The organism is Cryobacterium sp. MDB1-18-1 (genome assembly GCF_004402735.1).
Lineage (GTDB): Bacteria > Actinomycetota > Actinomycetes > Actinomycetales > Microbacteriaceae > Cryobacterium > Cryobacterium glucosi.
Window position 1 is genome coordinate 25,821 of sequence record NZ_SOFR01000072.1, and the last position, 21,977, is coordinate 47,797.

The following is a 21,977-nucleotide window of genomic DNA, read 5'->3' on the forward strand; positions in this document are numbered from 1 at the left end:
GCCCAGGGAGGCATTCGGTGGGTGTTATTCGAGGTTCGCGTGCCGGGGCCAGAGCTCTTCCGCCGTGGCGCCCGACATCTTCCAAAGCGCGTCGAAGAGCGCGTCTCCGACGAGGACCAGCGACTGCTCGAACAGTCCTCCGGAGTACTGGGTAGAGAGAACACCGGCGTGGTCCTGTTTCGTTGCGGCCGGGATCACGACGATCACGTCCGCGAGTTCCCCGAGAGGAGAGGTCCGGTCCGTTGTGATGGCGACGACGCCTGCTCCGACGCCTGCCGCGGTGGAAGCGGCGCGGACGATTCCGGCCGTCGTTCCCGAGCCGCTTGCGACCAGGAGCACGTCCTGGCCAGTGATCGCCGGGCTGGTCGCCTCGCCGACCACGTGCACATCCAGGCCCAGGTGCATCAGGCGCATTGCCGTCATCTGCAGGGCCAGGCCCGAGCGCCCGGCACCGAGCACGAAGACCCGACGTGCGGTGCGGATCCGCTCCGCGGCCCGGTCGAGATCGCCAGGGGACTCCGTGACGATCCGCTTCACTATGCCGTCGACTTCGCCGGAAATCCGGCGCAATGAGTCGGTGGTAAGAGCGAATGAAGTGGAAGGTGTCATCTCTCGATCGTGCGCTGCACCGTTCGCGTCTCAGGCCACCCGAACGAGCGGATGTGACTACTCCTTCGGGTAGGTTGCCGCACTTTGAGTAGGGTTGATCTATGTCAGAAGCGAGTAGGTCCCCTTCGATCGAGTTGCTCATCGAGCTCCGGCAGGTACTCGCGAGCCCGCTGCTCGGCATTGCGGGGGCCTTCTCCGCCCTGCTGCAGCAGCGCATCCCGCACGGAGCCCTGGTGATCTTCACCGAGGACTGCACGGGGCGCCCACAGAAGAAAGCCGGCCAGGCGGAGGTCATCGACCACGTCACCATCGCGGAACTCGACATTCTCCGCGATACCGTTGCGGCGCGAGGCGGATCGATATGGACCGAACGGGCGATGCTGGCCCGGTCGGGGCGAACGATGTCGGCCTGGATCGCTTCGACAGGTGCCCTTCTGGTCCTGACCGATCCCGACCTGACCGGGGCGACCCCGAGGGGAGTTCGTGAAACGAGGGACCTCGTCGCCGCACTCTGGGAACTGGTCGCGTCGGGCATCCGCAACCAGGTCGTCGTGGCCGCGCCGGACTACCTGCGCGATTCGCGGATGGCGTCGCGAGACCGGGCCACGCTCATCGCCGAATTGACGGATGCCCACTCCACGACTTTGGAGCTGCTGCTCGCGGTTCTGCGTTCGCGCCAGACCGGAGACGCGGCCGCGCGGCAGACGGCGATCGACCTGGCCGTCGCCGCCATGGTGCAGCTGCGCGCGGTGAGCGACCGCGACCGCGTCCTGTCCGAGGAGCCGGTCGCCCGGGCGTTCGAGCGGCTCCGAAACGACCTGAGGCCCCTGGCCCGCTTCGGGGACCTCGACGTTCAGTTCATCGAACCGCCCGTCAACGGCCGCGCGTTGCCGGGTGAGGTCGCCCACGCCGGGCGCGCGATCGTCCGCGGTGCCGTCCTCGCCCTGGTCGATCAGCCCGGGGTGGCCCGAGTGCGGGTGCAGTGGGACTGCGACGGCCACAACCTGCTGATCAACATTCGCGATGACGGTCCGGGTGACTTGTCCACTGAGACGCCCAGCGTACGCCAACTCGTCGCCCGGGTGGCGGCACTCGACGGCGACTTCCACGTGGATGCCACGCCGGGGTGGGGCTCGGACATCGTCGTCTCTCTACCCCTCGACCCACCCTCGTCAGCCACTGCGCCGGCGGCCGGATGGGGCCTGACAGTACGTGAGCAGGCCGTGCTCGACCTCGTGGCAACCGGGGCGCGGAACCGCGCGATCGCGGAGGCCCTGTCGATCAGCGAGAACACGGTCAAGTTCCACGTCGCAAACGTGCTGCGCAAGATGGGGGCAGTGAACCGCGCCGAGCTGGCTTCCCTCGTCCGCCAGGCAGAGACGCCATCCGCCCTGGTCTGACCGGGTATTCACGCCCTCAGAATAAAGCGGCATTGACCGGCGATTCGTGTGATGCTTGGCGGACAGTGGTTTCGGAATCGGGGAAGGATTCTTCATGACTGCAGGTGGCTTGATGATTGTGCTGATAGCGGGTGGGGGACTGGTGCTGGCGGTCATCGTTCTTGCCTCGTTCTACCTCCTCTCTGCCCGGCCGCGTGCCAGGGCGGCGGCTCGCGAGCTTAGGGGTTCGAATCCCGAGCTGTCGAAGGCGTTCGCGCAGTTCCAGGCGGATGTCGAAAAAGGCCAGAGAGGCCTGTGAAGGGATCGAGGATGGCCCGCACCCTGACTCCCGCCCGCGGATTCTGGATCGGTCTGGTTCTGACCGTTCTCGGACTTGTCGCAGTCAGGTTGCTGTACACGTCGCTGTTCGGCGCCGTGAACCCGGACTGGCTGTCGAGTGATCTGGTGCGGCTCGTGGGAGTGCTGTTCCCCGGCGTTCTGCTGCCGTTGGGGATGGCCCTGATGGTCGCGTCCGTGGTCGTGCGCGCTTTGGCGGACAAAGCAGTGGTCACCATCAGGGATCCACTGGAAGCCGCGGAAGATGCGCCGACCTGGCCGCTGCGGCTCACGTCTCGCGCCGCACTCATTCTCGGACTCGTGCTCGCGGCGATCGGCTTTGTCGTCCAGCTGAACATCTCGACGTGGACCCAGACGATTCAGGGAGATTCGACCTTCCTGAGAGACTTCGTCGTCTACCTGGGCGGACCGCTGAGCGACCTTCTGCTTCCACTTGGCGTGCTTCTGATCGCCGGAGCCTGGATACTCCGGACGATCGAAGATTGCGAAGGCTCTGACGCGGGGACGCGCGGCGGGGACGAGACCCGCTAGGTCTCCGCGCCAGAAGGTGTATCCCCAGCAACGTCAGGATCGGTCAAGCGGGGCCGGCGACGCCGATGAGGTTTCCGGCGGGGTCCCGGAGGTGTCCGATGGTGATTCCAGCACCCTCATTGCGTTGCGGCCCGAGAGCGACGGTTCCACCCAACTGCTGGGCCGCCTCGAGCGTGTCGCTCACGCTCGCGACGCCGACGTAGAAGATCGAGTGCGGGGCGAATCCCTCGCCCCCGCCGATTCCGCCGGCTGCCGGTGCCCAGCCGGGTTCCGGGGTGATGAACGAGTATTCAGCGGATGCGGAAATCGCGGGTGCCACCGGGGCGCCCGCGGGTGCATCCCAGCCGAACAGCGCCGAATAGAATTCACGCAACCGGGCCGGGTCGGGACCGATGAGTTCGAAGTGCACGACGGGATTGCCCATGCGCTCAGCCTGCACCGGAGGCTCGCCCCGCGCTAGCCTCCGTGCATTCCGTGCATTCCGTGGCTCATCGGGCCAGCGTGTGCCGCTCGCAACGGTTCGAGGACGGTTACGGCTGCTTCACACTGACTCGAGCCAGGCGGCTACGGCGTTCCGTGCTGCTGCTGGCTGTTCATGAAAGAGCAAGTGACCGGCGCCCTCGATGATGGTGACTGTGGCTGCAGGCATTGCGGCGGCGGTCTCTTCGGCAGCGTCGCGGGCGATCAGACGATCCGCGGCTCCATGGATGATCGCCGTGGGACAGGTTATGGACGGCAGTATCGAGCGGAGGTCAGCGCGCTGAACGACGGCACGCTGCTGGCGAAGGAAAGCGGCCGGGCCGACGGGCGCCGTCATGGCTCGCCACGTCGCCAGCAGCGTTTCGTCAGACTCGTTGTCTGCTGAGACGACACCGGGGAAGGCGGCGTCGACGAGAGCGTCGAAATGTCCGTTCTCGACGAGTGTGGACTGCCGGGACCGCGCGGTGATCTGCTCCGGGGTGTCGGCTCGGGCGGTCGTGCTCACAAGGGCGAGGGCAGTGACCCGGTCGGGTGCCTGCCGGACCACTTCCAAGGCGACGTACCCTCCCATGCTTGTTCCGAGAACAGCGATTTCACCGGCGTTCTCGCGGAGGATTCGTTCCGCCATGGCAGCGATCGTATCGTCGTGACGGGTATCGGCCAGGGTGACCTGACCGCGCGACCAGACCGTATTGATCACCGGTGCGTAAGCGAGGGGAGAGCAGAGCAATGGCGGAACCATGACGATCTTCATGTGTCCAGTGTCTACCGGGCCACCGACAGTCGGGTCGGGCTCCGCGCGAGGTCGTGAATCTGACAGCAGTCTTCTCAGGTCATGTCGCCGGTCTCCGGGGTCGAACCCTTCCAGCCGTAGCGCAGGAGAATCGTGCCCTTCTCCGACGGAGTCCCGGCGCCGAGCAGTTCGAGGGACGCAGGCGGCCCGTCGGGTGGGAAGAGGCGCTTGCCCGCACCCAGCACGATCGGGTACACCCAGAGGTTCAGCTGGTCGAACAAGCCGTCCGCGACGAGAGTGCGGGCGAAGTCGATGCTGCCGATCACATGGATCTCCTCGTGCCGCTCGCGCAACACCGCCAGCTCAGCGGCGAGGTCGCGACCGAGCAGGTGCGAGTCGCGCCACGTGAGGTCCGGCGTGCCCCGGGACACGACGTATTTGGGGATCGCGTCGAATTTGCGTGCGATTTCGGACGCGGACCCGTCGAGCTGGTCTGGCCAATACCCGGCGAAAATGTCATAGGTCCGCCGCCCCAGAAGCAGGGCGTCCATGGTCTGGATTCCTGCCATTATCTGGGCACCGTCTGCTTCGTCGATCAGGGGCGCCTGCCAGCCTCCGAACCTGAACCCGCCGTCGGTGTCTTCTTCAGGGCCCCCGGGAGCCTGGGAGACTCCGTCGAGCGTGGAGAACAGGTCGATGTGGATGCGACCGGTCACGAGAACTCCTTCCGTCGCGGCGCTGAGCCGCCTCATCGAGCACCATGCAGGCCAATCGCCACCGTGTCAAGAACCCCCAGGGGGCCGGCCGGCTTGGGGATGAGGTTACAGGTAAGCGCGAGGCGGTTCCGTAACGCCTCGTTGCGTAACTCGACGACTTCAGTTACGTTACTAATAGGAACGTAAAAGGGAAGGCGGTTCTGGTGTCCGAGTCACCGATGGCGCCGCGCCGGCCCGGCGGTCGGGGCAGCGATGTGGGCCGCCCACGCGATCCCGGCACGGACAGGTCGATTCTGCGAGGCACGATCGAATTGCTCGCTGAGGTCGGCTATGCCCGCCTGACCGTGGCGGAGGTCGCCCGGCGGGCCGGCGTGAGTAAGCCCGCCATCTATCGACGGTGGTCGCAGAAGTCGCAGCTCGTCGTCGAGGCGATGGTGACCCAAATGCGTCCGGCACGGAGCAGCGCGACCGGCAACGCCGCCGGCGACCTGCTCTTCTTGACCGAACAGCTCATCGACATCCTGACCCGGACTCCGCTGGGGCGCGTTCTGCCCGGCCTGGTGGCAGAGATGGCCGCCGACCCCGTGCTCGCCACCAGTTATCGCGAGCTGATCATCGAGCCCAACCAACTCGATTGGCGCTCTGCCGTCGAGCGCGGAATCGCCTCCGGCGAGCTCGCCGCCGATACGGACACCGACTTCGTGCTCAACTCGCTTGCCGGGCCGTTGTATTTCAGCCTTTTGATCACGGGTGCGCCGATCGAACCCGGCTACGCGCGCGCGGCCGTCGATCTGGTGCTCGCCCGCTTTGGGACGGGCCCCGGCGAATGACCGGCAACTCGACCACGCGACGTCTGCGCACTCGTGTAGACCCCCTTCCCGTTTACCGAGTGCGGGCGGTGCTCCCGTGAGGACCCTCGCGCGGTGGTTCTTCGTCCTGATCCTGATCGCACACGGATCGCTCCACCTCCTCGGCGCTGCCCACGGTCTTGCCTGGGCCGAGGTGGCGACGCTGACCGAGCCGATCGCGCCGGCGCTCGGCGTGGTGTGGCTCGCCGCCGCGATCATGCTCGTCGCGACAGGAGTGCTGTTCGCGGCCCGCGCACGGATGTGGTGGGTCGCCGGAATCATCGGCCTGCTGATCTCCCAGACCGTGATACTGACTTCGTGGAGCGACGCCAAGGCGGGAACCCTCGCCAACCTCGTGCTGCTCGCGGCGCTCGGCTACGAGTTCGCGTCGAACGGACCGAGAAGCTACCGTGCCGAGTACCGGCGTCGTGTCGCAACCGCGCTGCGTGAAGCCGAACCCGACACGGGCGCGCTGGTGTCGGAATCTGACCTGGCTCATCTCCCGGCACTGGTCGCCGAGCATATTCGCCGCTCCGGCGCTGTCGGCAAGCCCCGGGTTTCGACCCTGCGTGCCACGATCCACGGCCGGATCCGCGCAAGCGCGACATCACGGTGGATGACCTACACCGGCGAGCAGGTGAACACGTACGGCCCAACGCCCAGTCGATTGTTCTGGATGGACGCCACGATGTTCGGCCTGCCGGTCGACGTACTGCACGTGTTCGTCGGCCGGTCCGCCACGATGCGCGTCAAGCTGTGCTCCCTGCTGCGGATGGTGAACGCCGCTGGGCCTGAGATGGACCGGGCGGAGACCGTGACCCTGTTCAACGACCTGTGCATTCTGGCCCCGGCGGCACTCATCGACGCGCCGATTGCCTGGCAGCAGATCGACGACACTCATGCCAAGGGCGTATTCACGAACGGTGCGCAGACCGTGAGCGCCGACCTGACCTTTCGCGACGGCGATCTCGTCGACTTCCGCTCGGACGACCGGATGAGCACCTCGCGCGATGGCTCGACCTTCACGCCGCAACCGTGGTCGACGCCGGTACGGGACTATCGTGCGTTCGGCTCCCGCCGACTCGCCGCCCATGGTGAAGGCCGCTGGCATCCAACCGCCCCGTCGGGCGAGTTCGTCTACCTCGAATACAACCTCGACGCCATCACCTACAACGCCGGTACCGCAGCGACGCGCGTGTGATCTCTCCCGGGAACGCGACCGACCCCGCCCTTGCCGTCCGGTCCTGCTCGGGTATCAAATCGACTACAACGGTGCGGGAAAGTCGAGACAACGACGTCAGGAGCTGCTCATGTCCGGAAAAGGCACACACGGCTCGTCCAACGGGACGACGGCACCACCGGATCGTCCGGAGAAGATCCGAAACGTTGCCCTGGTCGGCCGCTCGGGGGCTGGTAAGACGATGCTCTCCGAAGCGCTCCTTGTGGCCACCGGCACCATCAACCGGATGGGGTCGATCCTCGACGGCACGACGGTGAGTGATTCCGATTCGTCCGAGATCCACCAGCAACGTTCCGTGACGCTCTCGGTGCTTCCGCTGGTTGTCGACCAGGTGAAGGTGAATCTGCTCGATACCCCGGGCTACGCCGATTTTGTCGGCGAACTGCGAGCCGGCCTCCGGGCGGCGGATGCTGCGCTGTTCGTCGTCTCCGCCGTTGACGGTGTCGACGCGGCCACATCCGCACTCTGGGCGGAATGCGAGAGCATCGGGATGCCGCGCGGCGTCGTGATCAGCCGGATCGATCATCCGCGGGCCCGCTACGAGACGGTTCTGACCGAGCTCCAGCGCGCCTTCGGCTCCTCGGTGGTGCCGGTCTACGTGCCGATCCGCACAGCCGGGGAGATCACCGGGTTGCTGGGGCTGCTCTCCGGAACGGTATCGGACTACTCGGCGGGCACCCCGCGTCCCGCCCGTCGGCAGGCGAACGACGTCGAACGCGCCGACTCCGAGTCGGCGCGAGCCGTCCTGATCGAGGGCATCATCGCCGAGAGCGAGGATGAGACGCTGATGGATCGCTATCTCGGCGGCGAAGAGATCCCCCTCGATACCCTGATCGCGGACGTGGAAATCGCCGTTGCTCGCGGGTCCTTCTTTCCCGTGCTGGCGGCATCCGCTGAAACCGGGGTAGGGGTGGCTGAGGTGCTCGACCTGTTGACCGGGGCCTTCCCGTCGCCGGTGGAACGCGGCGTGCCGGCGGTGGCGGAGCTGGACGGTCGGCCGATCGAGACTCTGGCGTGCGATCCCGCTGGGCCGCTGCTCGGCGAAGTGGTGCGCACCACCATCGATTCCTTCCTTGGGCGGGTCTGCCTGGTGCGGGTCTTCTCCGGCACGATCCGGGAGGACTCGACCGTGCACATCGGTGGATCGGGGCTGGTCGATCGGGGCCGAACGGACCACGACAGTGATGAGCGAGTGACGCACCTGCAGTTCCCGATGGGGTCTTCCCTCAGCCCGGCACCGTACTGCGTTGCGGGTGACATCTGCGCGCTCACCAGGATGTCGAGCGCCGAGACCGGCGACACCGTGTCCGCGCCGGAGAGGCCGATGCTGGTCACTCCCTGGGAGATGCCGGAGCCGCTGATGCCCGTCGCCGTGCAGGCGGCGACGCACGGCGACGAAGATGCGCTTGCGAGGAGCCTGGCGAAGGTCGCCGCCGTCGACCCGACACTGCGCGTGGAACGGAACGCCGAAACCCACCAACTGATCCTGTGGTGCATGGGGGAGGCGCACGCCGAGGTCGTGCTCGACAGGCTGCGCGGCCAGGGTGTGAAGGTGCAGACCGTCGGTGTCATCACGCCGCTGCGGGAGACGTTCGCCCGGCCCATTGCCGCGCGGGGACGGTATGTCAAGCAGTCCGGTGGGCACGGGCAGTACGCCATTTGCGACATCGAGGTCGAACCGCTCGAACGCGGTGCGGGCTTCGAGTTCGTCGACAAGGTCGTCGGCGGGGTGGTCCCGAACCAGTACATCGGGTCGGTCGAAAGAGGCGTCCGGGCACAAATGCAGAAGGGCGTTTCCGCCGGGTTCCCGGTCGTCGATATTCGGGTGAGATTGGTCGGCGGCAAGGCGCACAGCGTCGACTCCTCGGATGCCGCATTTCAGGCCGCCGGGGCGCTGGCGTTGCGCGAGGCCGCAGCCGCGAGCCGGATCCAGCTGCTGGAACCGGTCTCCGCGGTGACGATCAACGTGCCGGACAGCTATGTGGGCACGGTGATGACCGACCTGTCCACCCGCCGGGGTCACCTGACCGGGGTTACGTCGGTCGGAGAGGAACGGAGTGAGGTCACCGTCGAGATTCCGGATGCGGAGTTACTGCGGTACGCGATGGATCTCCGGGCCCTGACCGCGGGAAGTGGACGATTCCGTCGCGCCTACCTGCGGCACGAACCGGCGCCGTTGAATGTGGCGGCTGATTCCGTGACCCTGTGAGTCGGTCAGGTCTTCTTCAGTTCTTTTTCAGTTCCTCAGCGAGCATCACGATGATGCCGCTGGGACCGCGGACATAGGTGAGTTTGTAGACGTCCTCATAGGTCGCGACGCCGCGAAGCGGAAAGCATCCGTGCGTCGCGGCTATCGCAAGGGCTTTGTCGAGGCTGTCGACGGAAAAGGCGATGCGATGCATGCCGATCTCGTTGGGACGAGTGGGCTCCGTCTCGATCGCTTCGGGATGGATGTACTCGAAGAGCTCGAGACGCCCGTGACCGTCTGGCGTCTGCAGCATCGCGATTCTGGCGTGGTTGCCATCGAGGCCGACGGCGGTGTCGGTCCACTCGCCACTGACTTCGTCACGGCCCATGACCGTGAGACCGAGGTCGGTGAAGAAGGCGATCGTTGCTTCGAGGTCGCGAACGGCGATGCCGACATTCTCAAGCTTGATGGACATGCGTTTCATGCTACTGAACCGGATCGATCCCGGACCCTGCGGTCTCGTCGGCCACCCTGAACGCCCGTCGTATTCCGCCTCGCGCGAGCATGAGAACGATGATCAGCACAGTGACTTGAAAGAAACCGCCGAGACGGACGGCATCTCCGAATGCCAGGGCGACCAGTTCGAGCACCAGGAGCTTGCTCCCCGGCAGCAGCAGCACCAGAGTGATTACGTTGACGATTCGAACCCAACGAGTTTCCGCCGAGCGGATCCGCGCGACGATATTCTTCTTGACCAAGAGCACGAGTTCAAGGACGACCTTGAGCAGGATCGCCGTCAGCAGTGCCAACAGGAAGCTTTCGGAGATGACGTCGGGAAACAGCTCGATGAACATTCCCAGCACCACGAGATAGACCAGCACGTCGACGAGGTCTATTGGGCGGATCCGCATGCCGCGAGTATAGCGACAGCGCCCGGACCGCCTTCGGACCCGACCTATTCGTTCATCTTTCGCTGAGTTCGCCGATAAGGCGGAGTTCGTCTTCTCTGCTGAGTCCCGCTCGTCGCTCTCGGCCCAGGCCGCGAATTCGTTCGTCTGCGAGTACATCGTGCACGGTCTCGTGGATGCTTCGTTCCATCGCCCCGGATTCGAGGAACCGTTGGCGGCTGCGTTGGAAGAACGCATCCGCGCTGCGGGGAAGCCAAAGGGGCAGGGAGCGGGGCCCAGCCCAATAGTTGACTCCGTGTGCGACCAGCCAGTCGTCGTCCGCCGAGATGAGTTCGCCATCGTGGCCTGCGACCTGCTGTGCGGCAGCAAGAACGTCTGCGAGCTCCCGTTGGACGCCGACAGCGTTGTAGGTGCCCGTGAGACCGAGGTGACCGGCAGCGATGATCCACGCAGCGAGGTCCCTGACGTCGATGAACTGGGCGGCACGGCCATGAGCATCGGGTACGAGAACAGGCTCATGCGAGGCCAGGGCCAGGCGAGCCACCCAGTAGCTGAACCTGTCACTGGTGTCGCCCGGCCCCACGATGAGACCGGGTCTGGCGATGAGGAGACGGTCGCCGACGGCCCGGGATGTGACCCGTTCGGCGGCGACCTTGGCGTGGGCGTACTCAGCCGGGTCGGTTGGTTCGGCGAGATCGGCGTCTTCATCGGCATCCGCTTCACTGTTGCTTGCATACACGGAGACGGAAGATACCAGCGTCCAATGCGGGGTGGTGCCGGCCAGAGCCTCCAACGCCCCGGTTACGAGGCCGGCTTCGCAGCTGAGCTCGATGACGTCATCCCAGGTGCGATTCCTGACTGCATCGTAAGCGTCCGACGCTCGCCGGTCCGTGCGCACGAGGGTCGCGCCCGTGGCTACCGATCCCGACTCGCCGCGCGCCAGGCAGGTGACGTCCTCGCCCGCCTCAACCAGCTGCTGGGCGATCTCGCGGCCGAGCCAGGCCGTCCCGCCAAGGATGAGTGTGTGCGTCACGCTCAACAGCTAAGTGCATCAGACATGCGAAGACCGGGCGGTTCGCCACGAGCGCACAGCTCGGAGGAACCGAAGGCGACCGTGGTTCGGGCCTTCGATAACAACGGAGCATGGGTGGGTTTCCTCCGGGGGCACGCGGAACGCGACAACGGGGGATAGTCGTCAGGTCAGGGCGCTCACTAGAGTGGCCTCATCGTGTCGCTCGCGCAGAGTGCGAGCGCGGGGACTGTGCGATTGCACCGCGGCGGCGTCACGAAGATTTCAACTTTTCTTGGGGGACGAAGTGGCAGAACATGAACCGTGGTTTGGTCCGAAGAATCTGGGTGGCGGCTGGGGTCCGCGCACGTGGCAGGGATGGCTGATTCTTGCCGTTTTCACCGTTGCGGTGGTTGTGGTCACGATCATTGCGACGACGCACACCTAATGCGAATTCAGTTCGCGGAGCATCCGGCTAGGAAGGACAGGCCACAGACGTAACCCGTAGACGGAGCGGACGTCTATAGCTCCGCCACGGTCATCCTCTTCGAATTCAAGGCCGATCTTTTCCGCGACGCCTCTTGAGGCCCGGTTATCGGGGTGGATGATCGCGACCAGGTGAGCTGCCCCCAAGACGTTTCGGGCGAAGTCGAGGCAAGCCGAAGCGGCCTCGGTTGCGTAGCCTCGTCCCTGCATCTTTGCCCGCACGTGGTAGCCGACCTCAAGTTCGGGTCGGCCGTTGACGGCCTGCCAGGTGAGGCCACAGTCGCCGACGAACTCACCCGCTTTCGTCTCGATGACCCACAAACCATAGCCACGCTCGAGGTAGTTGCGCTTGTTCCAGTCGATCCACCCCTGGGCCTCCTCGCGGCTCTTGGGTCGTGGGTAGTACTCCATTACGTCCGCGTCAGCCAGCATGGCGGCCATGTCATCGAGGTCAGCATCGGTCATGTTCCGAAAGATCAGCCGGTCTGAGTGAGGGAAGGACATGCTCCGACCATAGGAGGCATCCGTGCCCGAGGGAAAGGCCGACTAGCTCTTGAGCGGCTTCCAGCGTGGTACTTCCTGCACAGTGCGCGGAGGCGCTTTTCGCAACCGGGTGGAGGACCTGAAGTACAAGAACGCCAGTGATGCGTCGACCATCGCGCTGATCGCGACGTTGAAGATCAACTCCGGTGGCCCTGTGGTCGCAACGAGCACGCCATTGGCGGAGTTCAAAACAAACAGGGATCCGATGATGTACCCGGCTCGTGGCCGGGACGTCATCCTCCACCAGGCGCGGGGTGGTTCTAGCGGTTCGCCCAATCCGCGGAAGGACCGCACCCCTCCGAAAATGAGCAGGATGCTCAGCGAGTTTGCCACCACGGCGTACAGCGGATTCGGCAACCTGAACGGCTGGATCGCAATTTCGATTGCGGCCAGCGCGATCACCCCGATAAGGATGTATGCGACCTTCCAACGCGTCTTACGCAGGCGAATCATGGCTTGAGCCTACTGGCGAGGACGATCGCCCCAGTCCCAGCCTGGAATGCTGGCTCAAGCGCCACCAATCCAACGCGACTGCGGCACACTAGTACCACACGAGAGCGACCTGTTTTCAGTTGGCAGCACTAGCCATCTTTTCGGTTGGTGTTGACAGGCCACCCTCACTCTCGGCCTCGAACACACCCCGCACCATGAGGAGCGATGAACATCTTCACTGGGCTGAGCGCCTTCCCCCTGACCCCGTTTCAGAACGATGCGGTCGACGAGCACGCGTTTGTCGGCTTGATCCAGAGGTTGAGCGTTGCGAAGGTGGACTCGATCACGACGCTGGGCTCGACCGGCTCCTATGCCTATCTCACCCCGGACGAGCGTGCCCGCGTCGTAGGTCTTGCCGTCGAGCATGCTGGCGAGACGCCCGTTTTCGCGGGTGTGGGGGCGCTGCGCACCTCCCAGGTCCTCACGAACATCGACCATGCCGAACAAGCCGGAGTCGCGGGAGTGCTCCTGGCTCCAATGAGCTACCAGCCCCTCACCGACGATGACGTATTCGAGCTGTTTCGCACCGTCACCGAGCACACCGAGCTTCCCGTGATCGTCTACGACAACCCCGGTACCACCCACTTCACATTCAGTACCGACCTCTACGCCCGCATCGCCCGCCTGCCGGGGATCGCGTCGATCAAGATCCCCGGCGTACCTCCCGACCCCGCCGCAGCCCGCGCCCACGTCTCGGCGATCCGGGCCATGGTGCCCAAGCACGTCACGATCGGCGTGTCCGGTGACGCATTCGCCGCGACCGGGTTGAATGCGGGATGTGATGCCTGGTACTCAGTCATCGGGGGTGTCCTCCCTGCGGCCGCACTCAGAATCACGCGAGCCGCGCAGGAAGGCCGGGCGGCGGACGCGGCGGCAGAATCAGAACGGCTCGCGCCGCTGTGGCGTCTGTTTACCGAGTTCGGAGGCAGTCTGCGCGTGGTCGCTGCCATCGCGGAGTACCTCGGCCTCGCCCCGCACGCGTGCCTGCCGCTCCCGATCCTCGGTCTGACCGAGGCGAAACGGGTACGTATCGCCGAGGTGGTACGTGAGCTCCGACTAGACCGATAGACCCACTCATCCGGGCCCGTCCGCGGACCTGAAGTTTTGGTCACGTTAGTGAATGCTGGCGACCTGACGCAGAGGGAAGCCGAATCACTATTCTTGAGTTGAGGTCCTGGGCTTCAGGTACTGGGCTCCCCGGACCTAAACACGGAGCGAGTTATCGCGCCCAAGTATGCACACGCATCAGTCGTTCTGCATGAGTCCTGCAATGCGTCCATCCGGAAGCAATCGGATGTTGCGCGAGGCGGGCACTCTTGGAAGCCCGGGCATGGTCAGTACGGATCCCGTCATCGGAATCAGGAATCCCGCCCCCGCCGAAAGACGAACCTCCCGGACCGTGATGATGAAGTTACGGGGGCGACCGGCAATTCTGGGGTCGTCAGTGAGGGAGAGGTGAGTTTTCGCCATGCAGATGGGGAGATTCGCGTAGCCCAACTCCGCGATTCGGGCGATGTCCATCTCAGCAGTCGGGGTGAACACCACATCGCTGGCGCCGTAGACCACCGTGGCGATCTTGCGGATCTTGTCGTGCGGGGAATCCGATTCGTTGTAAATGAACCGCGGCTGCGGAGGTGCCACGTCGGTGGGATCGACCACTTCGCTCACCACCCGGGCGAGATCCAGCGATCCTTCGCCACCGCGCGCGAAGCCGTCGGCTCGGGCGAATCGAACTCCGCGCTCAGCGACGGCTTCTTCGACCAGTAGAAGTTCCGACTCGGTATCGTTCGGGAAGAGATTGATCGCGACTATCGGCGTGAGGCCGAATGCGCTCGCCGTGGCGAGATGATGCTCGAGGTGTTGCAGTCCTTTGATGAGCGTGGCGGTATCTGGCTCACCGCAGATCGCGACCGGCGCGCCCCCGTGCATCTTGAGAGCCCGCAGTGTGGCCACGATGACGACGGCGCGTGGCCAGATCCCTGCGAGACGGCACTTGATATCGAGAAATTTCTCTCCACCGAGATCGAACCCGAACCCTGCCTCGGTGATCGCGTAGTCGCCGAGCTTCATCGCGAGGCGTGTCGCGACCACACTATTGCAGCCATGCGCGATGTTGCCGAAGGGCCCGCAGTGCACGATCGCGGGGCCGCCCTCCTCGGTTTGCACCAGATTCGGTCGCAACGCGTCGCGAAGCACCACCGTCATTGCGCCCGAAGCCCGGAGGTCTCCTGCTGTGACTGCTTGCCCGGCATGTGTTCGCCCCACCACGATGCGAGACAGGCGGTCCTCCAGATCCTTTAGACCTGACGCGAGGGCCATGATCGCCATGATCTCGCTTGCCGCCGTGATGTCGAAGTGTTCCTGACGCGAGACGTCGTCGGTCTTGGGATCAATGCCAACAATGCTTCGCCGGAGAGCACGGTCGTTCATGTCGAGCGCGCGTCCCCAGGTGACCTGACCGGGATCGATCACGCCCCTGCCAGGGATCTCTTCTCGAAAGAAGATTGCGTTGTCGACGAGCGCCGACAGCAGATTGTGGGCGGTGGTGATCGCATGAATGTCGCCGGTGAAGTGAAGATTGATGTCGTCCGCGGGGGTGAGCGAGGCTCTGCCGCCTCCAGTGCCTCCGCCCTTCGCGCCGAACACCGGACCGAGTGATGGTTCCCGCAGAGCCAGCACGGCGTTCCGTCCCAATCGACGCAGACCCATCGCCAGGCTGATACACACCGTGGTCTTGCCCTCACCCGCAGGCGTCGGGTTAATCGCGGTAACGAGCACGAGTCGACCCTTGCCGTTCGCGGGGCGGTTGAGCAGGTCGAGCGACAGCTTTGCTTTTCCCCGACCATACGGCTCGAGGTCGTCAACTCCGAGACCCAGCTCATCCGCCAGTTCGGCGATGGTCTGGGGAGCGAATTGCATAGCCAAACGTTATCAACGCCGATTGTCAATGGCCAATTCGGATCATCAGGAGCTGGGGATGCACACCCGGGGCCAAATCTGGCCTTGCGAAAGGCATCCGTCGTGCGCACAGGAGCTCGACGCTCAGAGCACTCCACGAGCAGAACTAAGCCACAATTTTCAGCGCCCACTTGTGCCGCGGTCGATGCGTGTGGATCGATACGGGCCTGTGACGCCCACATGCGGTTTGGACAAGATCGTCCGAACTATGTGGCAAAATTCCGAGCTAACGTGCCACGCGACAGTGTGCCCCCAGGCAGATTCGAACTGCCGCCCCTGCCTCCGGAGAGCGAATTGGGCCGTCTCACCGCCTTGCTAATTAAGGGAAAGTCCTGATTGAGGGAACATTATGATCACACCGTATAGGTCTGAATCAGGGTGGTTTTCCCTCAAGTGTTGCCATTTTGTTGCCACAAAACGAGCCTCTGACGAGGACGACTTTGTCTTGCGCCGGGATGAAAGCGGCTGTGGCAACAACGCCTACTCGGGAGGCGCCATGCGTTTCTTCCGGTCTTCTTCAATCTGCGCGAGGGCACTTTGCGTTAACTCTCTGAAGACGACAATGCCCGTCAGCACGGCCGTAAGGGTGAATGGCAACGTCCACGCGATTGAGTAATCGAATACGAACACACCAATCGCAACGAATATGCCGAGAACGTTGAAGCCGAGGAGGGTTGGACGCCACCATGGATGAAGCAACTTTCGCCAGACGGACATGCGCCTAGGATGGGCCGGATCAGTCAGGTTGTCCAGTGGTTTGGCCATCGAGTATCGAATGCTTCCGCCATTGAGATCGGTGCTGCACCGACCGCGAGAACTGGTTGCCTGAGCAAACCGGCCGACTTGCCTCAGAGAGCGAGACTCCGTAGCTCACCGTAGGTTCTTTGGAGCCTCGGGATAGATTGGCGCCATGACTGGCGGACGATTCGTTTCGTGGATACAGAAACACTGGGTCGGATTCTACTTCGCGACCGCCGGCGTCTGGCTCGTGTTCTCCGGAATTCAGATCGCAGCGATTGTCTCTGGTGGTCCGGGAACAAACGGGGTATCCGTCTTTGCGCTCGTCGGTGGGTTTCTTTGTACGGTCCTCTTCGCGGCAGCCGGCGTTCTGACCCTCATCGCCAAGAAGCGAGACGACAGAGTGCGCTCAGGTGATTAGGTGCGTGCCGTTTGCATGACAAGAGGGTGCCGTCTGAGACCGGAAAGGCACCGCCCATGAAGGACCGACATATCTACCTTCGCGTCGCGGGCCTGATTACTCGCCTGGCCGTTTTCGTCGTCGCGCTGTTCGCGTTGTCTACTTGGCCGAGTTTGCCTTGGGGAGTGCTGGTGATCGCGGTGCTCTTGATGATCGCGAGCCTGTCGATCGACGAAATTCTGCGACGAGCCTCGTGAACAAGGCCAAAAGATCCTTCGCGGCCTAAACCAGTCGACGCTGGCCAGTCAAGGCATGAAACCGGATAGGTCGTTCTGCGAGAATCTGCGACGCGAATGATTTAGCTCGAGGGCTGGCATTTCTGTCGAGGACTCGCCATCGCCTTCACGAGAAGTCCGGTCGTGGCGGCCGTGGAAGTGTCGACGGGAGGCCCCGCGCAAAGATTCGTTCGAGGAGCAGCACAGCGCGTCCGGTTAGAGCGTCTCCTGGATAGAAGTCCTCAAAGAGCTGCTCTGCGGCGGCGACGGTGTGGATTTCATTTAGGACGAGGAGGTTAGCGATATCTTCGGTGTCGCGACCGGGCCTCGCGGCGTTGAGCTTCATCGCCAGAAGAGCTTCGATGGGTGCAATCCAGATGGACACGTTCCCGTCGTCGAAGAGCGATTCCCATTCGACTGAGCGCCCCCAGCGTGGGATGAATATGGTCGCTTTGTCATTGAGCCAATCGGCCGGCCAATCCCGTTCGCTGGCGATCTGCCTGATGATGGGCTCGAGCTGCGGTTGGATCTGGGCATCAATGTCGGCGGTCGTCGCACGTTCGAAGTAGGCGATCCGGAGCGCGGCTCCGCCGACGATCCGGATAGACACGTCACGGATGCCGGTCTCACGCGCTCGCTTCACGACCTCACGGAGACCCGAAACCAGGTCATGGAGATCGAATGGGCCAGCCATCTCCCGCCAGACAGCGAGGCTTGTTACCGCCTGCGTCGACCACGTTGTCGAGTCAAGAGCTTCAATCCAGGTAGGCGCACCGGTTCTGGTGAATATTCAACATGATGCGACGGCCCCAATTCGTCTTGGAGTCTTGCAGCGAGCTGAAGGCCATCGGCTACAAATCTTCTTGCTTCCAGCTCAGAGCGGAAGCCACCCATGTCCGGCCAACCCTCGAGCACGGCACGATAAACGGAATTCCACGCTTCGAGGTCAGCCACAAGTTGGGAGCTAATTGGCTCATCCGTCAACATCACATCGGTGTGGCCAGTGTGGCCAGTGTGGCCAGTGTGGCCAGTGTGGCCAGAGTGGGCAACGGGCGAACCCGTAAGGGATGCGCGGACATTGATCCAACGCCGAGGCGTTGGCCGCAGGAGTAGCTCCTCGGCAGCGGCTACGATCAGGCGTTCTAGTGAGGCGCTGCCTTCGGGGTGGTCCTGCAACTCGGATGCCAGCCCAATGAAGATGCGTAAATCGCCACCTTCGTTCACGTCGTATGAAGTCGTTCGCCAAATGTATTCGGCACCAGACGCCGGGCTCTGGGTCCCTGCAACGATCGCCCGCGCCGTTGACCGGGTCAGCTCCCAGAGAGCGTCATCGGTATCAGGAAGGGAGATATTCAGTTCCGTGAGCGTCCTGATGAAGAGATCGCGTGATTCTCGCACATCGCCTTTCTCCTGACCCGCGAGAACTCGAAGGGATGGACTGTCCACACCCCTCACCAGAGCGTCTGAGGCCAGGTCTGGCAAGTCCTCCGACCTAAGGTCTCCCGCGACTAAGTGGCACGCGGCGATCTCGAGAGGATCGACCTCGTTTCTTTCAACTGGTCCGACCATCAGATGCTCGCCAGGGTCGCTTGTTCGAGGAGGACGTTGCGACGTAGGAATGCAAGCGGCACATTCGTCGGATCGGGCTCAAGGTCGTACTCGCCGAGCTGCGGTGACTGCGGGCTCCGAAGAAAACGTTTCGGATCGTTGATCCAGCGCGCCTTGGGCAGCTTGCCCTTACTGAGCCAGTGCTCAGCGACGGCGGCCAGGGTGGCATCCCACACGGCGGACCCGGTCGGGGCTGGCTCGACGAAAGTCAGGATGACACGGTCGGCACCGGTCACGCGTGCGAGCTGGTCGGAGTAATCGAGGAAGGCACGCAAAGCGGCATCTCGGCCCGACCCGCGAAGAGCGCTCGCGATGCGATCGGCTGTCTCGACAGCATCCGGCCCGATGCCCGGGACGGCAACGAGACGGTGGCCGGTTTGCTGCAGCAGACGTTCCAAGGTGTCGACAGTGGGGACTCTGCGGCCGCTCTCGATCGATGACACGTCGGGCTGGCTCGTGAGGGCGCGGGCGGCGAGATCGGCCTGGCTGATGCCGCGACTCTGGCGCGACGCACGGAGCAGAACTGATGCGCTCATTCGATCACGGGCCTTTCCTTCCATATCTAAGTAGATATACCAGTGTAACCGGTCGGGCGTGTTGCTGACCGGAGACCTGTTCGTTTGGGTATTCGTTTGGCTATTCGTTGAGAGCGAATAGGCAAACGAATGGTTTGAGAGGTTATTTACCTGATCAGCCACCACACCCTCGCTGCGCTCGCTTCCCAACCCCCCACACCCAACGGCATTGTGTGGGGGGTTGGGAAGTAAAGGTGTGGTGGCTGATCAGGGAAATGGAAATGGAAAATGAGGAGGGAAATGAGAAGAGAAAAAGAAGAGAAGAGAGAAGAAAGAAGGACGAAAAGAATGGAAGAAAGTAGAGAAATGCGAGTGACGTTATGCGGACGACATGAAAGGCGATGCGGTGTTGATTTTGAAATTGAAGTGAAAAGTTGCGATAGGCAAGCGGGGTGTGTCGGGCTCTATAGCTCCTGACCGCAAACTTGCCGAGACTGGAGGTGGTTACGGGAACTGCGATTGCATCAATGCGAGTGCTGTGTTCGCCCGTGACTTGGCACCGTTCCACCGTTGCTGATGCTTGAGTTCAAGTCCGAACATCAGCATCATGCGGTCCATGACCGTGATGCAAGATGCCGAGATCATTCCCGCATACTCGACGACGAGCTCCCTGGGTATGCGGAACTGGACCAAACCAGGTGCCCCAACCAAGAACATTCCGAGCGCAGCCGTTTCGCCGTGGGCAACTCCAGAGAGCTGCGAGTAAAACTTCCGGCCCATGCCGGTATTCGCGCTGGCGTCAAGGAGAGCCGATGCCAGCTTTGTAACGCCGAGATCAGGACCGGTGATGAGCGGAAGATTCAGATCGCTCAGCAATCGCTTCTGGCCGGCGAGGAACACCTCGATGTCGGCAATTTCGCCGCTCTGTGTGACGAACTTATTGTGCTTTCGCGATGCCGACATCTCTGAAATGGCGAGCGACACTTGTCTGGAGAGTAGCTCGCCAGGATCGTCCGTATTCATGACAAAGTACGATTTTGCAAAGGCCTCGAGCGCGCCTCGTGTCAACGTCGCAAGCGAGAAGCTGAACTTCTTACTATTCACATTGTTGATGAATGCCCGAGCGTGTTCCGTGCCAGCCGAGTTCGCGAATATCAATGAAGCGTGCGCGGCGCGGATCGGAGAGGCTTCCAGGGCAGTCGTTTGATTCCACGCAATTTGCAGCTGTGCGCCGGCGATCGAACCTTCCGGCGGCCAGCTGCCGGTCGCAATATGCGAGAGGTCATCCGCCACGGTGACGAGTTCACTCACCAGACTTCTAACCAGACGGCGATCCGCGGCCGACACCGGACCACCCCTGCTTGCCCCGCCAAACTCTAGGAAATCGCCTTCTGCCTGCATAAACGCAATCTAGCGGGTGATGCGGTGCCTTTCGATCTGGGCGTCGGTCGTTTCGTCCCTTCAGCGCGAGGTCTGGGCCGCTTAGTGGGACCCGATCGTGTCTAGTCTTTGCGGAGTTCGTCGATGAGGCGGAGCTCGTCTTCTCGGGTGAGGCCTGCTCGTCGCTCTCGGTTGAGGCCGCGAGCCCTTTCGTCCGCAAGTACATCGCTCAAGGTCTCATGAAGGCTTCGTTCCGTGCCGCCGGATTCGAGGAATCGTTCGCGACTGCGTTGGAAGAACGCATCCGCGTTGCGGGGGAGCCAGAGTGGCAATGAGTGGGGCCCGGCCCAATAATTGACTTCGTGTGCGACCAGCCAGTCGTCGTCCGCCGAGTTCAAGTCGCCGTCGTGGCCTGTGACCTGTTGCGCAGTAGCCAGCAGGTCTGCAAGCTCTCGTTGGGTGCCGACAGCGTTGTAAGTGCCCGTGAGCCCGCGGTGACCGGCAGCGATGATCCAGGCAGCGAGATCCCTGACGTCGATGAACTGCGCGGCCCGGCCATTGGAATCGGGTACGAGAACAGGTTCATGCGAAGCCAAGGCCAGGCGAGCCACCCAGTAGCTGAACCTGTCACTGGTGTCGCCCGGCCCCACGATGAGACCGGGTCTGGCGATGAGGAGCCGGTCGCCGACGGTCTGGGAAGTGGCCCGTTCGGCGGCGACTTTGGCGTGCGCGTACTCAGTCAGGTCGGTTGGTTCGACGAGAGCGGCGTCTTCATCGGCATCCGCTTCATCGTTGCCTGCGTACACGGAGACGGAAGACACCAACGTCCAATGCGGGGTGGTGTCAGCTAGAGCCGCCAGGGCCCCGCCGACGAGGCCGGCATCACAACTGAGTTCGATGATGTCGTCCCAGTTGCGATTCTTGACTGCATCGTAAGCGTCCGACGCGCGTCGGTCAGAGCGAGCGAGGGTTGCGCCCGAGGCCACCGACCCCGACTCGCCGCGCGCCAGGCAGGTCACGTCATCACCAGCTTCAATCAACTGCTGGGCGATTGCTCGACCGAGCCAGGCCGTCCCACCGAGAATGAGTGTGTGCGTCACGCTCAACAGCTAAGTGCATCAGGCCTGCGAAGAACGGGCGGTTCGCCGTGAGCGCAGCGATGGGTGGAACCGAAGGTCGGCATAGATCAGGCTTTTCGATAACAAAGCAGTTCGCAACGGGTCTCTCGCAGGAACCACTGAGAGCTGTACGACGGGGATAGCAATCTGGTTTGGCGGCTCAGTAGTGTGGCGTCACCGTGTCGGTCGGGCAGCGAGTGCACGCAGGGAGTGTTTGTCTGCACCGCTTCGGCTCGGCACTACCTAATTTCAACTTCAGGGGGACGCAATGGCAGAACATGAACCGTGGTTTGGTCCGAAGAAACTGGGTGGCGGCTGGGGTCCCCGCACGTGGCAGGGATGGCTGATTCTTGCGGCGTTCACTGCTGCGGTGGTTGTGGTCACGATCATTGCGACGACGCACACCGGTTGACTATTCGACCCCGTTCCGGCGATCGATTGAACCCGACTCTTGTCGGACGTTCGG

25 protein-coding genes are annotated in these 21,977 nt (G+C 63.3%); 10 read left to right on the forward strand and 15 right to left on the reverse strand.

Annotated features, from left to right (window positions below):
* Positions 1–24: 24 nt before the first annotated feature.
* On the reverse strand, positions 25–609 hold the full coding sequence (hxlB, locus tag E3O50_RS16900) for a 6-phospho-3-hexuloisomerase (RefSeq protein WP_134558724.1): 585 nt from the start codon (positions 607–609) through the stop codon (positions 25–27).
* 101 nt (positions 610–710) lie between these two features.
* Between hxlB and E3O50_RS16905 the strand changes: the two genes are divergently transcribed.
* From E3O50_RS16905 to E3O50_RS16915, 3 genes are all read left to right on the forward strand, one after another.
* Positions 711–2,009 (forward strand): LuxR C-terminal-related transcriptional regulator, encoded by a 1,299-nt coding sequence (locus tag E3O50_RS16905; RefSeq protein ID WP_134558725.1) that lies wholly within the window; start codon positions 711–713, stop codon positions 2,007–2,009.
* A 94-nt stretch (positions 2,010–2,103) separates the two neighbouring features.
* Positions 2,104–2,307 (forward strand): hypothetical protein, encoded by a 204-nt coding sequence (locus E3O50_RS16910; RefSeq protein WP_134447171.1) that lies wholly within the window; start codon positions 2,104–2,106, stop codon positions 2,305–2,307.
* A gap of 11 nt (positions 2,308–2,318) precedes the next feature.
* Positions 2,319–2,876: a hypothetical protein gene (locus E3O50_RS16915; protein ID WP_134558726.1), complete on the forward strand. Its 558-nt coding sequence runs from the start codon at positions 2,319–2,321 to the stop codon at positions 2,874–2,876.
* Between the two features lie 43 nt (positions 2,877–2,919).
* On the opposite strand, the gene E3O50_RS16920 is transcribed toward E3O50_RS16915, so the two are convergent.
* The 3 genes from E3O50_RS16920 to E3O50_RS16930 form a co-directional block, all read right to left on the reverse strand.
* Positions 2,920–3,300: a VOC family protein gene (locus E3O50_RS16920; protein ID WP_134447167.1), complete on the reverse strand. Its 381-nt coding sequence runs from the start codon at positions 3,298–3,300 to the stop codon at positions 2,920–2,922.
* A 117-nt stretch (positions 3,301–3,417) separates the two neighbouring features.
* Complete coding sequence (locus E3O50_RS16925) at positions 3,418–4,110, reverse strand: alpha/beta hydrolase (protein WP_134447165.1); 693 nt, start codon at positions 4,108–4,110, stop codon at positions 3,418–3,420.
* Positions 4,111–4,184: 74 nt separating this feature from the next.
* Positions 4,185–4,805: a dihydrofolate reductase family protein gene (locus E3O50_RS16930; protein WP_241975310.1), complete on the reverse strand. Its 621-nt coding sequence runs from the start codon at positions 4,803–4,805 to the stop codon at positions 4,185–4,187.
* Positions 4,806–5,008: 203 nt separating this feature from the next.
* On the opposite strand from E3O50_RS16930, the gene E3O50_RS16935 reads away from it, so the two are divergent.
* The 3 genes from E3O50_RS16935 to E3O50_RS16945 all read left to right on the forward strand — a co-directional run bounded on the left by E3O50_RS16935 (position 5,009) and on the right by E3O50_RS16945 (position 9,102).
* The gene (locus E3O50_RS16935) at positions 5,009–5,635 is read left to right on the forward strand and encodes a TetR/AcrR family transcriptional regulator (RefSeq protein ID WP_134558728.1); all 627 of its coding nucleotides are present in this window, start codon (positions 5,009–5,011) and stop codon (positions 5,633–5,635) included.
* A 76-nt stretch (positions 5,636–5,711) separates the two neighbouring features.
* Positions 5,712–6,854 (forward strand): DUF6544 family protein, encoded by a 1,143-nt coding sequence (locus tag E3O50_RS16940; RefSeq protein WP_134558729.1) that lies wholly within the window; start codon positions 5,712–5,714, stop codon positions 6,852–6,854.
* A gap of 109 nt (positions 6,855–6,963) precedes the next feature.
* Entirely contained in the window at positions 6,964–9,102 is a 2,139-nt protein-coding gene (locus E3O50_RS16945) for an elongation factor G-like protein EF-G2 (protein WP_134558730.1), read from the forward strand.
* A 16-nt stretch (positions 9,103–9,118) separates the two neighbouring features.
* Here E3O50_RS16945 and E3O50_RS16950 read toward each other — a convergent pair whose 3' ends face one another.
* From E3O50_RS16950 to E3O50_RS16970, 5 genes are all read right to left on the reverse strand, one after another.
* The gene (locus E3O50_RS16950; protein WP_134558731.1) at positions 9,119–9,556 is read right to left on the reverse strand and encodes a VOC family protein; all 438 of its coding nucleotides are present in this window, start codon (positions 9,554–9,556) and stop codon (positions 9,119–9,121) included.
* Between the two features lie 10 nt (positions 9,557–9,566).
* On the reverse strand, positions 9,567–9,992 hold the full coding sequence (locus tag E3O50_RS16955) for a hypothetical protein (protein WP_134558732.1): 426 nt from the start codon (positions 9,990–9,992) through the stop codon (positions 9,567–9,569).
* 52 nt (positions 9,993–10,044) lie between these two features.
* A complete protein-coding gene (locus tag E3O50_RS16960) occupies positions 10,045–11,022 on the reverse strand; it encodes an NAD-dependent epimerase/dehydratase family protein (RefSeq protein WP_134558733.1) in 978 nt (325 codons plus the stop codon).
* 420 nt (positions 11,023–11,442) lie between these two features.
* On the reverse strand, positions 11,443–11,988 hold the full coding sequence (locus E3O50_RS16965; RefSeq protein WP_134558734.1) for a GNAT family N-acetyltransferase: 546 nt from the start codon (positions 11,986–11,988) through the stop codon (positions 11,443–11,445).
* Positions 11,989–12,030: 42 nt separating this feature from the next.
* Positions 12,031–12,480: a hypothetical protein gene (locus tag E3O50_RS16970; protein ID WP_134558735.1), complete on the reverse strand. Its 450-nt coding sequence runs from the start codon at positions 12,478–12,480 to the stop codon at positions 12,031–12,033.
* Between the two features lie 210 nt (positions 12,481–12,690).
* Between E3O50_RS16970 and E3O50_RS16975 the strand changes: the two genes are divergently transcribed.
* Positions 12,691–13,587: a dihydrodipicolinate synthase family protein gene (locus E3O50_RS16975; RefSeq protein ID WP_198413626.1), complete on the forward strand. Its 897-nt coding sequence runs from the start codon at positions 12,691–12,693 to the stop codon at positions 13,585–13,587.
* 177 nt (positions 13,588–13,764) lie between these two features.
* Here E3O50_RS16975 and E3O50_RS16980 read toward each other — a convergent pair whose 3' ends face one another.
* Together E3O50_RS16980 and E3O50_RS16985 are read right to left on the reverse strand one after the other, a co-directional pair.
* Positions 13,765–15,438 carry a formate--tetrahydrofolate ligase gene (locus E3O50_RS16980; RefSeq protein ID WP_134558737.1) on the reverse strand — a complete coding sequence of 558 codons (1,674 nt, stop codon included), beginning with the start codon at positions 15,436–15,438 and terminating at the stop codon, positions 13,765–13,767.
* 519 nt (positions 15,439–15,957) lie between these two features.
* Positions 15,958–16,242, reverse strand: a complete 285-nt coding sequence (locus E3O50_RS16985; RefSeq protein ID WP_134558738.1) for a hypothetical protein — start codon at positions 16,240–16,242, stop codon at positions 15,958–15,960.
* A gap of 145 nt (positions 16,243–16,387) precedes the next feature.
* On the opposite strand from E3O50_RS16985, the gene E3O50_RS16990 reads away from it, so the two are divergent.
* On the forward strand, positions 16,388–16,636 hold the full coding sequence (locus E3O50_RS16990; RefSeq protein WP_134558739.1) for a hypothetical protein: 249 nt from the start codon (positions 16,388–16,390) through the stop codon (positions 16,634–16,636).
* A gap of 56 nt (positions 16,637–16,692) precedes the next feature.
* The gene (locus E3O50_RS16995; RefSeq protein WP_134558740.1) at positions 16,693–16,872 is read left to right on the forward strand and encodes a hypothetical protein; all 180 of its coding nucleotides are present in this window, start codon (positions 16,693–16,695) and stop codon (positions 16,870–16,872) included.
* Positions 16,873–17,017: 145 nt separating this feature from the next.
* Here the strand turns inward: E3O50_RS16995 and E3O50_RS19355 are convergent, their stop codons facing one another.
* From E3O50_RS19355 to E3O50_RS17015, 4 genes are all read right to left on the reverse strand, one after another.
* Entirely contained in the window at positions 17,018–17,584 is a 567-nt protein-coding gene (locus E3O50_RS19355; protein ID WP_174774601.1) for a DUF6036 family nucleotidyltransferase, read from the reverse strand.
* An 874-nt stretch (positions 17,585–18,458) separates the two neighbouring features.
* Positions 18,459–19,034, reverse strand: a complete 576-nt coding sequence (locus E3O50_RS17005; protein ID WP_166790629.1) for a helix-turn-helix transcriptional regulator — start codon at positions 19,032–19,034, stop codon at positions 18,459–18,461.
* Between the two features lie 483 nt (positions 19,035–19,517).
* Complete coding sequence (locus tag E3O50_RS17010; protein ID WP_134558742.1) at positions 19,518–20,414, reverse strand: hypothetical protein; 897 nt, start codon at positions 20,412–20,414, stop codon at positions 19,518–19,520.
* A 101-nt stretch (positions 20,415–20,515) separates the two neighbouring features.
* Positions 20,516–21,493, reverse strand: a complete 978-nt coding sequence (locus tag E3O50_RS17015) for an NAD-dependent epimerase/dehydratase family protein (RefSeq protein WP_134558743.1) — start codon at positions 21,491–21,493, stop codon at positions 20,516–20,518.
* Between the two features lie 286 nt (positions 21,494–21,779).
* On the opposite strand from E3O50_RS17015, the gene E3O50_RS19225 reads away from it, so the two are divergent.
* On the forward strand, positions 21,780–21,923 hold the full coding sequence (locus tag E3O50_RS19225) for a hypothetical protein (RefSeq protein ID WP_166790991.1): 144 nt from the start codon (positions 21,780–21,782) through the stop codon (positions 21,921–21,923).
* Positions 21,924–21,977 lie beyond the last annotated feature (54 nt).

What these genes read in the sequence shown, in the direction of transcription:
- hxlB (WP_134558724.1), bottom strand. Translation starts at nt 609, where the DNA reads ATGACACCTTCCACTTCATTCGCTCTTACCACCGACTCATTGCGCCGG.
- E3O50_RS16905 (WP_134558725.1), top strand. Translation starts at nt 711, where the DNA reads ATGTCAGAAGCGAGTAGGTCCCCTTCGATCGAGTTGCTCATCGAGCTC.
- E3O50_RS16910 (WP_134447171.1), top strand. Translation starts at nt 2,104, where the DNA reads ATGACTGCAGGTGGCTTGATGATTGTGCTGATAGCGGGTGGGGGACTG.
- E3O50_RS16915 (WP_134558726.1), top strand. Translation starts at nt 2,319, where the DNA reads ATGGCCCGCACCCTGACTCCCGCCCGCGGATTCTGGATCGGTCTGGTT.
- E3O50_RS16920 (WP_134447167.1), bottom strand. Translation starts at nt 3,300, where the DNA reads ATGGGCAATCCCGTCGTGCACTTCGAACTCATCGGTCCCGACCCGGCC.
- E3O50_RS16925 (WP_134447165.1), bottom strand. Translation starts at nt 4,110, where the DNA reads ATGAAGATCGTCATGGTTCCGCCATTGCTCTGCTCTCCCCTCGCTTAC.
- E3O50_RS16945 (WP_134558730.1), top strand. Translation starts at nt 6,964, where the DNA reads ATGTCCGGAAAAGGCACACACGGCTCGTCCAACGGGACGACGGCACCA.
- E3O50_RS16950 (WP_134558731.1), bottom strand. Translation starts at nt 9,556, where the DNA reads ATGTCCATCAAGCTTGAGAATGTCGGCATCGCCGTTCGCGACCTCGAA.
- E3O50_RS16955 (WP_134558732.1), bottom strand. Translation starts at nt 9,992, where the DNA reads ATGCGGATCCGCCCAATAGACCTCGTCGACGTGCTGGTCTATCTCGTG.
- E3O50_RS16965 (WP_134558734.1), bottom strand. Translation starts at nt 11,988, where the DNA reads ATGTCCTTCCCTCACTCAGACCGGCTGATCTTTCGGAACATGACCGAT.
- E3O50_RS16970 (WP_134558735.1), bottom strand. Translation starts at nt 12,480, where the DNA reads ATGATTCGCCTGCGTAAGACGCGTTGGAAGGTCGCATACATCCTTATC.
- E3O50_RS16980 (WP_134558737.1), bottom strand. Translation starts at nt 15,438, where the DNA reads ATGCAATTCGCTCCCCAGACCATCGCCGAACTGGCGGATGAGCTGGGT.
- E3O50_RS16985 (WP_134558738.1), bottom strand. Translation starts at nt 16,242, where the DNA reads ATGGCCAAACCACTGGACAACCTGACTGATCCGGCCCATCCTAGGCGC.
- E3O50_RS16990 (WP_134558739.1), top strand. Translation starts at nt 16,388, where the DNA reads ATGACTGGCGGACGATTCGTTTCGTGGATACAGAAACACTGGGTCGGA.
- E3O50_RS16995 (WP_134558740.1), top strand. Translation starts at nt 16,693, where the DNA reads ATGAAGGACCGACATATCTACCTTCGCGTCGCGGGCCTGATTACTCGC.
- E3O50_RS19355 (WP_174774601.1), bottom strand. Translation starts at nt 17,584, where the DNA reads ATGGCTGGCCCATTCGATCTCCATGACCTGGTTTCGGGTCTCCGTGAG.
- E3O50_RS17005 (WP_166790629.1), bottom strand. Translation starts at nt 19,034, where the DNA reads ATGAGCGCATCAGTTCTGCTCCGTGCGTCGCGCCAGAGTCGCGGCATC.
- E3O50_RS17010 (WP_134558742.1), bottom strand. Translation starts at nt 20,414, where the DNA reads ATGCAGGCAGAAGGCGATTTCCTAGAGTTTGGCGGGGCAAGCAGGGGT.
- E3O50_RS19225 (WP_166790991.1), top strand. Translation starts at nt 21,780, where the DNA reads ATGGCAGAACATGAACCGTGGTTTGGTCCGAAGAAACTGGGTGGCGGC.